3 protein-coding genes are annotated in these 13,786 nt (G+C 42.8%); 2 read left to right on the top strand and 1 reads right to left on the bottom strand.

Annotated features, from left to right (window positions below; all coding sequences use genetic code 11):
* Nucleotides 1-22: 22 nt before the first annotated feature.
* Both C4S61_RS02295 and C4S61_RS02305 read left to right on the top strand, forming a co-directional pair.
* Nucleotides 23-1,057 (top strand): RluA family pseudouridine synthase, encoded by a 1,035-nt coding sequence (locus C4S61_RS02295; protein ID WP_103923189.1) that lies wholly within the window; start codon nucleotides 23-25, stop codon nucleotides 1,055-1,057.
* A gap of 1,132 nt (nucleotides 1,058-2,189) precedes the next feature.
* A complete protein-coding gene (locus tag C4S61_RS02305) occupies nucleotides 2,190-6,470 on the top strand; it encodes a hypothetical protein (protein WP_146064331.1) in 4,281 nt (1,426 codons plus the stop codon).
* Nucleotides 6,471-7,201: 731 nt separating this feature from the next.
* Here the strand turns inward: C4S61_RS02305 and C4S61_RS02310 are convergent.
* The gene (locus C4S61_RS02310; RefSeq protein ID WP_103923192.1) at nucleotides 7,202-13,738 is read right to left on the bottom strand and encodes a beta strand repeat-containing protein; all 6,537 of its coding nucleotides are present in this window, start codon (nucleotides 13,736-13,738) and stop codon (nucleotides 7,202-7,204) included.
* Between the last annotated feature and the right edge of the window lie 48 nt (nucleotides 13,739-13,786).

Genomic DNA, 13,786 nt, shown 5'->3' on the forward strand with positions numbered 1-13,786 from the left:
CACATCATCCTATTTTTGCGAAATGAATCAACAGTCGGACGAAGAGTTAGAAGAAGACGAGTTAGAATTGTATGAACGCCACCGCATCGTAGTGGACAAAGGGCAGTCTCTAGTTCGGATAGATAAGTTTTTGACAGAGAAGATCGCCTTTGTCACCCGTAATAAAGTACAACAGGCAATTGATAATGAGACGGTATTGGTGAATGGCAAGCCCGTCAAATCCAACTATAAGATCAAGCCGCTTGACGATATTCAGGTGTTTATGGATAAACCCCGCAGGGATACGGAGGTGATCCCGGAGGATATTCCACTGGATATTATTTACGAAGACAAGCATCTCCTGCTTGTGAATAAGCCTCCGGGTATGGTGGTGCATCCCGCACACGGCAACTGGAGTGGTACACTGGCCAATGCTTTAGTTTACCACTTTCAACATTTACCGGAGATGAAAGGGAATGAGGGAAGGCCTGGTTTGGTACATCGGATCGATAAGGATACTTCCGGTCTGTTGGTGATCGCCAAATCGGAAGATGCCATGACCCCACTTGCCGCGCAGTTTTTTCATCATACCATTGATCGGACCTATGTCGCATTGGTATGGGGTGAACTGGCTGAGGATTCTGGGACGATCGTTGGGCATGTAGGCCGTAGTGCCAAGGATCGCAAGGTGATGGATGTTTTCCCCGATGGAAGTCAGGGCAAGCATGCAGTGACCCATTGGAAAGTCTTGAAGCGTCTCCGCTATGTGACCTTGATCCAATGCAATCTGGAGACAGGCCGTACCCATCAGATCAGAGCCCACATGAAATTCATCGGTCACCCGCTTTTCAATGATGCGATGTACGGTGGAGATAAAATTCGTAAAGGGACACAGTTTGCCAAGTATAAATCCTTTATTGACAACTGTTTTTCGCTGATGCCTAGGCAAGCACTACACGCAATGAGTCTGGGATTTGTACATCCGGTTACCAAAGAGCGGATTTATTATGAAGCACCGTTACCCGAAGACTTCAGGTCTGTGCTTGAGAAATGGGATAACTATGTCCAATACGAGTAATGTTATCATTAATTCAATAAAAACTATTTATTGTTATTGAAAATGTAATGAAATATAGATTTTGATAAAATAATAGCAATAGAGTAGTGAATTGTTAATGAATCGTTAAAAATCAAAGAAATAAATGAGTTCATTTTAATGAATCGTCAAATATCAATCGATTTCATTAAAAAAACTGTAAATATTTTGATAAAATCTTGAATAATTTGCAAAATAGAATCAATCCGTCCTATCTTTGATTCATCAAAAGGGATAAAAGATCCCTCACACAATGTAGGATGTTGAAATTGGCAGACAAGCCCTCCTGTCTCGGGGGTGGAGTCCCGATAGCTATCGGGAGGATAAAGCATTTAGCGAGCTCGTAAATTTGCCTAACTACTCCGTGGAGGTTCGAATCCTTCTCCTACAGCAGGTTATTTTGGGTTTATTGTTAATTGAATAAAACCATGGAATTTTATTTCATGGTTTTTTTATTGCCTTTTTTTAAGTGGACAAATAATATTTTGTATTAGAACACAGAACCGAAGCTTATTAAAGTATTTTTCTCATTCATATTCTATTAACAATTTGATTATGAATTGGTGATTTTATTCTGTTTGAATTCCGTATTATTTGGTAAAATGGATTTTTATTAAAAATAATGTAAAAAATTAAAATAAATCTTGCCAAAATTTTAATAAACCAATGGTATTTCTAATTTTGGGTATTCAATGACTCAAACCTATTACACTTAATATCAAAGAGCTCGCAAGAGCTTTTTGATTATATGGGAAATGAGTCCAATTCTGTTAACGGACAGAATCAAATCCAATGATTGTCATTACATCTTGTAGGATGTTGAAATTGGCAGACAAGCCCTCCTGTCTCGGGGGTGAGGATCCCGTCCCGATAGCTATCGGGATCGGCACTGGACAAAGCATAATTCAACCGGACTATTGCCTAACTGCCTCGTGGAGGTTCGAATCCTTCTCCTACAGCTAATCCAAAAGCAGTGCGTCGCATTGCTTTTGGTGTTTTTGGCGTTATTTGTGCTATCTTTTCAACAGTTTTAGCGTATTTCACTTTTATGGAATCTGGGAAAAGGAAGAAACATTTTGCCCATCCTCTGCGGAAAAAAGTTCTTCGTTGGGGAATGATAGGCTTACTTTCCATTCTCTTTTTGGAATTTATCGTCTACTTCGGTTCTAATCTTTTCCTTTCCAAATTTGCCCAGCGAAAAATCAATGAGGCCACAGAGAATATATACCAGATAGATTTCAACCGCTTTAGTTTTTCCTTACTGAGAAGAGGTTTTTTTATGGATGGGTTTGTGATGAGGCCTATCAATCCGGAAATCAGAAAGGAAGATCAGGCGCTTTTTGACATCAAGTTGGATCAAATTTCCTTTACAGGACTCTGGTATAGCTTTTCCCAGAAGAATTTTACCATAGGTAGAATCTACATCGATAACCCAAACATTATTCTGGATCTACCCGAAAATTCCGAATTCCCCGGGCAAAGGAATGCGGGTAATCCCGGTGAAGTTTCAGGAAAAATTTCTCCGATTAGGGCACTCGAAGCAGAAATCAAAAAGACTGTTCAAAGTATCAATCTTACGGGCTTGATGATTGAAGAAGTAGAAATAGACCACGCCAATTTCTTCTTTTTCAACTTCCTCAGTCAAGATGCATTGCGTGCAGAAAACACCTCTTTGATGGTACGAAATATTGATTTTACCACTCAAAAGGAATGGGAAACCCCCTTCAACGCAGAGGGATTTGAGTTTGAATTGGACCAGGTTACGTTTCCGCTGCCGGACGGGGTGCATATAATTAACGCAAATCGGGTGCTGATCTCCTCTCTTGACAAATTTATCGATATTCAAAAGTTCATTCTGACTCCGGATAAGTCGAAGGACAGTAAGGCCTATTATCAGGTGGCAATGGAAGAGTTGCGAGTGGGGAATGTTGATCTCAACAAGGCATTTATGACCTCGGTTTTGGATATTGACGAGTTGATTTTGGATGATCCTGACTTCAATGTAGCGAGCAATTCCAAAGCACAATCAGATAGTGCTGCATCCGGTGATTTGAATGATTTTATCAAGGGAAGTCTTGAGTCTGTGTCTATCAAAGAGTTGTCGATCAATCGGGGGAAATTTGTAAAATCAGAAGTAGATGATACGCTGAAAAATCGGATCGAGCTGGATGAATTGGATTTCAAAATGATCCAATTTTATCTTGGTGAGGACGCTGAGAAGCGGGAAAATCAATTTTTTTATGGCAAGGATGCCGCAATGGACATCAAAGGTAGTCGGGTGTACCTTGGAGATGATCTCCATATTATAGTTGGTGAGGAAGTCAGCGTTTCATCTTTCAAGGATGAATTGATCGTGCGCAACCTGAGCATTCAGCCCAGAACGGATCTTTTGGCCAATCCAAATCCCGAAAAACTGCTGCGAGTGGATCTTACCGAGTTTTCGATAGAAGAGGTGGATCTTAAAAAACTTCAAAATGAGGGTATCCTTGTCGCTGATCAAATTCTGATTTACCAGCCCAAAGTAGAATTTACCGAACTTCTTGAATCAACAACACCGGGAAAACAGGTTCAGGTGGAGGAAATCATTGCCGAATTCTTGGGAGAGGTCAGGATTGGAAATTTTGAAGTTCAGGAGGGTCTGATTCAGTTCAAAGATGAACGGGGAGAGCGGAGTAATGATATTGGCTTCGAAAAATTCAGTTTTCGACTGGAAGAAATGGAACTATTCGCAGCTCCACAACTGCCATTGGTTGAGAAATTGAGCATTGGGGAAATCTACCTCTCACTGGATCAGTACCGGCTCAAACTCCGGGATAATTTGCACACTATTTTGGCCGATAAGCTGATCGTGGATTCCAGAAGACAATTGCTGGAAGTCACCAATTTTTCCATCCGTCCTGAAAATCAGGCGCAGATTCAAGCTTCTCTGGATACTTATGGGAAGACCGCCGCCATTGATTTTTCGGTGCCTATTTTCAGGGCAGAAGGGATTGACATCAAGTCTGCCTTCTACGATGAGCGACTTTTTGTGCGTCAAATATTCCTTCCCGGGCCTGTTTTTACGATTTCCAACTACAGGGAAAAAGCGAGATCCAAAGACACACCGGAGTCCACTGATGAGGTGAAAAACCTGCTTTTGGGGTATTTCAAGTCCATTCAAATCGATTCACTCAGCTTGGATAAGGCTCAGATCAAGTATCAGAGTTTGATTGAAAACAAGCGATCGGTATTTGAGGAAGATAATTTTTCCTTAAATCTCAAGAATTTCATACTCGATCAGGACGCCATCATCCAGGAAAGCAAAACCATGTTTTCGGATGAAATCGACCTGGTATTTAATAATTATTCATTCAGTCTGGCAGGTGGGAAATACGAGGTATCCACCGACAAACTTCAATACAACTCAAGGACCAAATCAATTGTAATCAAAGATCTGGAGTTGGCGCCCAACAGTGAATTTTCAGATAGAATTCAGTTGGGAATGCAATTTCCATCGGTAAGTTTTCAGGGTGTGGACATCGAGGAGTTCTTCTTTGACAATAAACTCGATTTGGACAAACTTGAGATCGACCAAGGAAATATAGAAATAGGGATCGATCGAAAAGTTGCGGTAAAGTCGCCCGGTAATCTACCAAAAAATGCAAAAAAGAGGACCTTGGATGAAATAGTGATTGACACCATTCAGAGCAAAAACTCCACGGTTTCGATAAATTACCAAGTAGATGAATCTATTCTGAATTCAATTCAGACAGAGTTTGAGTTGATGATCCGGGAATTTCGACTGGATTCGGCAATTACAGCCAGCAGAAATGTGGGCGATTTGTATCAGGAGGTCAATCTGAGTTTGAATGATTTCAAGTTTGCCTTTCCGGATAGTGTCCACACCCTAGGGTTTTCTGAGGTAAATATCAGCACGCTTCAGGAGGTGATCACGTTTTCTGACTTTTACCTGACACCCAAAGATCAATTTGGAACCCCGGGGAATCCGGTAATCGATGCCAAAATTGATCAGTTGATCCTGAGAAATAACCAACTGTCCGAGATTCAGGAATCCGGGGTTTTTGACCTGAAGGAAGTTCGACTGGTCAATCCCAAAGTGGATGTGTATTTGGATACGGTAAAAATAAAGCGGGAATTTAAGCCGGTAAAAGTAAAGTCATCGTCGGCCCTGGTGCAGTCCATTTTACTCGGGGATTTTCATTTGGAGAATGGTGACTTGACCTTCCACAGAAAAGGGATTGGCCCGATTCCACGTTTGGATTTCCAGGAGATTTCCTTGGATGTAGAAGGGTTGAATCTTGATCTTCTGGATCAGAATCAAGCTTTGGATCTGAAAAAATTCGCGGCCGTGGATTCCCGATTCCATCTTGGAAAGTATTCCATCCTGACTCCTGATAGTCTCTACCAAGTGGATATTGGCAGTGTTGACTTTATGGATCGAAATCTTGTCTTAAAGGACATTTATTACAGACCGGTTGATGGAATTTACGGATTGTTGAGAAAGTTGCCCTACCAGACAGAGGCAGTCACGGCTAGAATTGATGCCGTTCGGCTAATGGAGCTTGATCCTCTCAGCTACCTGGAATCCAATTCGATCAAAGCGATGGATCTGACCGTTGAGGGTCCGGAGATTGATTTATTTAGGGACAAAAGACATCCTTTTGACAGTGCAGCCATCAGACCTATGCCACAGCATTTATTGGAAAATGCCGGGATCAACGCGGATTTGATTTCGCTGCGAGTTCGGGACGGAAGAGTGAGGTATTTTGAATTTGCCGAAAAGGGGATGATGCCCGGTATGGTTTCATTCCACAGGCTGAATATGGATATGGCCCCATTTTATCTGAGAACCAAAAGTCAGGAATATCCACTGGATCAATTGAGGATTGGTTTGGAGGCATATATCATGGATACTTCGAAAGTGAATTTGGATGCCGTGATGTATTTTGAGGAAAAGTACCCAATGGATGTGAGCGTTCGAATGGAAGGTTTTTACTTTGGTGAGGTGAATGATTTTTTAGCCAAGACTTTATTTGTCAAAGCGGTGGATGGTACTGTAACCGATGGAAATTGGCAATTCACCCTGACCGATGATGAGGCAATCGGTGAAATGAAGTTTGCCTATTCAGATTTGAAAATCCAGTTTTTGGATTCCCTTACGTTGGAGCAAGGACAGGGAAAGCTTAGGATTTACACGGTTGGCGCCAACCTGTTAGCGAAAAACAACAATCCCAGAGCCCTCTCAAATAGGGTGGTTTCCCGAAAGATCTATCAGGAGCGCGATAAGCGGAAGTTTGTCTTTAGTGCCTGGTGGAAAGCGACCTTCAGTGGGCTGAGAAGCACTTTAGGTTTTGGACGGGCCAAAATGCCAAAGGGTAGGGAAGAGGAGGATTAGGGTTTTTTCCACAGTCGAGGAGCAGTAGAGGCAAAGATTTTTTTACCACGGAGAGCACGGAGAAAAAAGAGATTCAGAAAGCTGGCTTAAAAAAGGGAATTTAAAAGCCTTTTGGCTCAAATGGTCTTTTTCAAGGTTACGGAGGGCAAATGCTGAAGCTTTTCTATGGTTAAGCATTGAGGTTTTAAAAATTTCGAAGGGTTTCTTTTTTAACCACAAAGTTTACAGAGGAACGAGAAGAAATTTTACCTCAGGCGTAAAGTAACCGCAATGGTATTTTTTTTCACAACATAGAAACATAGGAACACACAGCTTCCAATATCCAAAAGATCTTACATTATTTGCCGCTGATTAAGGCTGAAAAACACGCTGAATTTCAAAGATTTTTCTCTGTGGTAAATTTCTTTCCCGCTGATTAAGGCGGAAAAAGTCACAGATTCCCGCAGATTTACCCAGTGTCTTTTGAACTTAGTAGCAAAATCAAAAAACTTTGGCTTTTCTCTGTGCTTTCAAAAAAGTTTGAGATAGGATTTAAGATTATGGTTCTAATGAGGCCAAAAGTTCTAAACCTTTTCTCTCCGTGTTTCTCTGTGGTAAAATTTCAATGTAAAAGCAGTCTGAAGACTTCGCCTTTGTGAGTCCAAGACTGAAGTTGAACTATAATTGGGAAGAGCAAAAAATATGAAAGGCCATGGATGATACCACAGCCTTTCAAGATGTAGATGTCAGTTTTACTTCCTGACCAGTTTGAGTTGTTCTGATTTATTCCCCCATAGGATTTGAAGAATATACATTCCAGGTCTTGCCTTTTCCAGGTAGAAATTAACAGCATTGGATACGTCGGCCGGATCAGAGACTGAAAACGATTGATAGACACCCCGGACGTCAGATACCCTAATTTCGATGGTGCCGTCGGTATAGCCTGAGTCGTCAAGAAGTGCCACGTTAACAGCCGACCCCATGTTACTTGGATTGGGATAAGCAATCCATTTGGTAGACCCATCTAAAGGTTCCACTTGGATGGATCGAGTCACACTGTAGTTGTATTCCCCACTCATATTCACCTGCTTCAGCCTGTAGAAGATATTTCCACCTGCTGCAGGAAGCTCAAGATCGGTAAACTCATATTCGACTGTGGTATCAGAATAGCCTTGGCCTTCGACTTCACCTACTTTTGTCCAGGATTTCACATTATTGACAGCCCGCTCTATCTCGAAGTGGGAGTTTTCCCATTCTTTTGTCGTAGCCCAATTTAGCTCGCCTGATCTATTTTGAAGATTATAGTTAGCATTGAAATAGTCGTATTCAACGCCTAGGATTCGGACGTTTTGATAAATGATGTAGACTACTCCAGAGCCTCCTCGGCCCCCACCTAAATTACCTGCTCCTCCACCTGACCCGGTATAATCGGTACCCTTACTACCAATGGAATTCGGTCCTCCGTTCCCTCCCAAAACCACATCATTTACTTCTCCTCCAGGACCTTCAATTTTATTGTTGTTACCAGTGGTACTGTTATCGTTATATCCGATTCCCCCACCACCGGCGCCGTATCCATATGGAGTCCCGGCTAAATCAAATGAAGCTCCATCCCCTCCTTCTCCACCTTCGGAATTACCCACACCAGCACCATCTCCTACTGTGCCAGATTCACCTGCACCTCCTCCGCCACCTCCAGCGCTAGCACCTCCACCTGGCTTTTGAGCTGTTCCACCATTACCTCCACTATTCCCTTGTCCTGCTATTCCTGTACCTCCTGATCCCGCTATATTGTCACTTCCAAAAGCGCCACCTCCACCGGAAGCTCCATTACCACCATTTTTATCATTATAGGAAGCACCTCCTCCTCCTCCCTGAGCAGTGAGAGTAAAACTAAAATCTCCATTTTGATCAGGAATAGTCGTCGAGGTAACTTCAGTATTTCCACCATTACCACCTTTTACATTTACTGAGGATGATCCATTTCCACCTTGACCTACTTTTATATCCAGAGAATTTCCTGCAGGTATTCCAAATTGGTTGTTGCTAATTACAGTTGTGGAGTCGAGACCACCGCCACCACCGCCACCGCCACTATCACCCATTCCGCCGCCGCCGCCGCCGCCAACAGCGAAAATTGAAAATTCAACCAATCCCTCAGGGATTTCCCAAACGTCATCACAGATAAAGCGAATAATTGTTGTCCCACTAACTGCTCCATCGTCGATTACCTCCATGCAATCAACCTCACTTGCATCTGGGCATGAGTAGGATATATTTACTTGACCATCAGCTCCATTTCCTCCACCTCCGCTGGCATAGACATAACTTGAGGTTTCTGGATCGGGGAGAGAGGAATCACGAGTCACCCAAGTATCACGTCCGGTACCCGTTGCATCTCCTTCTCCTACATAAATCCCAATGGCTTGTCCTGGATTGACCGATATGGTAATTACTTTGGTTTCACCAGTAGGACCCGCTCCTGTTGCCTGAATGGTAACCTCATATACTCCAGCGGGTACAAAGAAGGTTCCATCTTCTTTAAAAGGTGCGCCACAGACACTAAAGTAAGTGGTATTAATCGGATCGTCTATGTCTAGCGTAGTAACACATCCTCCTGTAGTCTTTCTGATTGCTTTGATTGTCAATTGATAAGCATCTACATCTAAATCATCGAGTGGAATGGATGCAAAGGTCCCTCTTCCATTATTTACATTAAAAGAGGAAGAAGTGTGTTCAACAGGAGTGTTGATGCCATCATCCAGAATATAGGTAACCTCATATGTGCCATTTGGAAGTTTGTCTAAATCGCCATTAATCGTAATACTTGCAGTACCTCCAGTGATAGTAGCAGAAATAGAACTGACCGAAGTTAATTCATATTCTGGGGTAACATCTATGGTCCCCGTGGCAGTTAAGCCATTAATGCAATTCCCGATTAATGGGATACTGTAGCTATAGAATCCCGTGGTTGTTGCAGTTCCAGCGAATGATATCACTCCTGTAGAGGGATTAAATGTTGCTGTGATTCCGGGCGGTAGACCCGTTGGGGTACCAATACTTGAAACCCCTGTGGTGGATTGTGCAAAACTCAAAGATGAAGGATCAGTAATACAAACACTCGGCGTCGGATCTGAGGAAGGCCCTACCGTAGCAAAGGGTTCCACTTCGGTGGTTGAAGAAGCTTCTGAAGATGCGATACATCCCGTACTAGCATCAGTGTAGCTGACAGTAACTGTTTTTGAGCCTAAGGTCAACCATTTCAGGGTAATGCTTTCACTAGATGTTCCTCCAGATATAATGGTATAATCGGTTCCTGCTGTTCCAGGTAGATTCCAAACGTAGTTAGTTTGCCCAGATTGGGTGGTATAGGTAACGCTACTTTGTTCACAAACCACGGTTCCAGGGGATATGGTAAATGTTGGAACAGGTAATGGATCGACTGTGATTGAATTGGTGGTAGGGCTCGCTGCAGTGCAACCTGTAGATGGATCAGTGTATGAAACCAATACATTTTTTGAACCATCTGTTAACCAAGTAACCTGAATACTATTACTCTCATCCAGAGATGAACCAGAAAATGTCAAAGTATAATCCGTTCCTTGAACTCCTTGAATATCCCAGATATAATTATCTTGCCCCGCTGTTGTTGTATAAGTTACTGTATTACCCACACAAATTATCGGATCTGCATCTACATCTGAAGTAAGCGTAGGCACTGGAAGAGGATCTACTGTAATTGAATTGTTTGCAAGACTACTTGCCGTACATCCGTTAGGGTCCGTATATAAAACAGTAACATCTTTGGCTCCATCTGTCAACCAGGTCAAAGTAACTGTATTGCTTGAGGTACCAAGACCTCCAGCTGAAATAGTAAAATCTGAATCTTCGACTTGATCTGGAATATTCCAAATATAGTTGGACTGCCCGGCTTCGGTTGTATAGGTTACTGAAGTTCCAATGCAGATTACCGGATCCGCCTCCACGTCGGAAATTAAGGTTGGAACGGGGAGAGGATTGACAGTAAAAGCTCCGGAAATGGATGAAAGAACGTTAGGGCCACATTCACTCGAAACCTTAACAAAATAGTATAATGTACCCAACGTAGTGGGTGGAGTAAAAGAATCTGAAATTTCACCTGAAAGTTCGATTACTTCTGCCCCTAATGTATCTGCCACAGGACTGGTATTACTATACCATTGGTATTCAATAGTTCCTGTTCCGCCTGCTATTATTGAGATTGGATCAAACGTGTCATTCACACATATTTCCTGGGCGTCTAAATCTTCACTGACAACTACCGATGGTTGAGTCACGGTAAAAGCTCCCGAGATTGCTGTTGGGACAGTACCACAATTGCTTCGGCCAGTGGCATAATAATACTTTGTCCCCACAACATCACTTGGGGGGATGAATGTTGGGTCGGTTGCACCGTTGATTAGTGTTCCTCCGGTATTTTGCTGGACATCATTGCTATACCATTGATAAGTGATTGTCCCCTCCCCGGAAGCCAAAACGGTTTGCTCAGGAAAAGGATCACCTTGGCAGACACTGTAATTGTCAGTATCTGGACTATCGTCAATTACCGTTTTAGGAGGGTTGACACGATATAATCCTGAGATAACAGAAGTGTCCGAGCTACAATATCCTGAAACAACTACATAATAATATAAAAAGCTACCTATCTCTGTTGAAGGAGGGATAAATGTTTCTGAAGTTGCATTTGGAATTAAAGTACCCCCGCTATTTTGCTGATTGGTATTGACATACCACTGATAGGCCAGATCTGCACCTTCAGCAACCACAGTCAATGGATCAAATCCATCTCCAAAACACTCTACATCGTCTGCGACGATGATATCATCCGTAATACTGGTAATTGGCTCTACTGTAGCCCGCATAAATCTGGATGTTGCAATAGGGCTGCATTCGCTGGTTACCTCAACATAGTAATAGGTGGTTCCGATAGCATTGGCAGGAGGAGTATAATTTGGTGAACTTGATCCGACTGGAGTAGCTCCTGATTTGCTTGGACTATCATTGCTGAACCATGCATAGGAAAGAGTCCCTGTTCCTGTTGCAGTAATTGAAATTTCACTGAAGGTTTCTCCATCGCATATTCGCTGATCGGCCATATTCTCAACAGTGATAGCTGAGGCAGGGTTTACAATGATTGTTCCCTCAGCATACAAATCATTACATCCTCCGAGTAATGGGATAGAATAATTGTATGGACTGTTTATGTGTTCGGATGGTGATCCAGAAATTGTCAAAATATTTCCATTCCATGTAGCCGATACTCCAGGAGGAAGTCCATTGGCCCCAGACACTCCGTCACCATCAATTCCAGTTGCTCCCGTGGTGGTAAAAGCTATTTCGGATAATTGCGTTCCGATACATAAGGTTTGATCGACGGGAGTCGTTGGGATAATTGTATTATCCGGTTGAACAGTTATGGTTCCTGTGGCGGTAATATTTCCGCATCCACCTAATAGATCAATTGAATAATTGTACGGACTTCCAGCCGTCGAGGTAGGGGTACCCGAAATAGTAATTACCCCTGCATCCCAAGAGGCTGAAACTCCAGGAGGTAAACCATTTGCTCCAGAAATCCCATTATTGCTTATCCCTGTAGCTCCTGTGGTATTAAATATTATATCTACCAAGGCTTCATTAATGCATTGACTTTGGTCTTCACTTCCCACCACCGTTGCTGTATTATTTGGGGTGACGGTAATGGTACCTGTAGCATTAATTGCTCCGCAGCCCCCAGTTAAAGGAATCGCATAAGCAAAAGTTCCTGAGGATGTGGGAGTTCCTGAAATTGTGATTACTCCGGCATTCCAAGTAGCAGAGACACCTGGGGGTAAACCATTTGCTCCCTGCACAGCATTATTTTGTATTCCAGTAGCTCCAGTTGTATTAAAAGTAATGTCCGTTAAGGCTTGATCTATGCATTGAGTTTGGTCAGAATTCCCGACAGGAGTTACCGTGTTATCCGGATTCACAGTTATAATTCCTGTGGCATAGATTTCACCACAGCCCCCTGTTAGAAGTATTGAATAATTATAGGGGCTCGCTGCGGCTGATGTTGGTGATCCTGAAATGGTAATCACTCCTGAATTCCATGAAGCACTCACTCCAGGGGGTAATCCATTTGCTCCAGAAATACCGTCATTTGCGATTCCGGTTGCTCCTGTTGTGGTATGGGTAATATTTGACAGTGCGGTATTAATACAAACCGATTGATCAGGATTAGCAGAACTGACTGTATTATTTGGAATTACCGTCACCGACCCCGTTCGAGTCAGAATAAATGGAGCAACGATGAAACTTGATAAAAACCCGGGAGTTACATTTAAAGTATAAGTACCGCTTGCTGTTGGTATTCCAGAAATAGTAATTGTATTAGTTGTGCTATTAAAATTCGATGTTAGTCCAGCTGGTAGATCTAGCACCGAAACTGAAGATCCGGATGGAACTGTATAGGTGGTTGTTACAATTGGATCACCTTCACAGACAGCTTGATTGTCAGTTCCAGAAGCCGAGGTAAGGGCTATGTATGATATACGTATCTGACCATTCCCTCCAGTACCACCTGCTATATCTGTTTCAGAAGAACTCGATCTTTTTGCTCCGCCACCTCCACCTCCTGGATTCGAGCCATTTTCCCCGTCTCCTTGGTTACCTGTCTTTCCATTTCCACCATTTCCACCACCCAATGGAGCTGTTGCTCCGACTTCGTTGGATGCATTATTTCCATCAGCATTAATTCCCGCGGATGATCCACCTCCTCCTGGAACTGCATTATTTCCGCTTCCGGTAACATTTGCTCCATTACCTCCGCTACGTTTAAAATCGCCAATTCCATCTGCAGCAGAACCTCCTATCGCACCGTCAGTGCCGCCATTTGGAACGGAATTTCCACCTTTTGCCAATACCGTAGTTTTACTTAAAAACCAGGTATCTTCTCCAGCGTCTATAGTGGTGGAACCAAATCCTACATAATATTCAATTACTTGACCGGGAGTGACGGAAATTTCTTTACGGGAATAAGCTCCTCCCCCTCCTCCTCCAGTTTCACCGTTGTTATCTGATTTTCTTCGTGTTCCCCCTCTTCCTCCAGCTCCCCATACTTCCACGGTTATTGAGGTTACACCAGGAGGAACTGTAAATGTTTCTCCTCCTCCGTTTTTAGTATCAATAATCGTCTGAGTTTGGGCAATAGATTCACCGCTGAAGAAGATCAGTGTCGCAAAAAATAAACCTTGGAGTAGATTTTTAATCATAGGCTCACATTCCTGATTTTTTGTTTTTCAAACCAGTAAAAATGTATT

This window comes from Algoriphagus boritolerans DSM 17298 = JCM 18970 (genome assembly GCF_900108085.1).
Lineage (GTDB): Bacteria > Bacteroidota > Bacteroidia > Cytophagales > Cyclobacteriaceae > Algoriphagus > Algoriphagus boritolerans.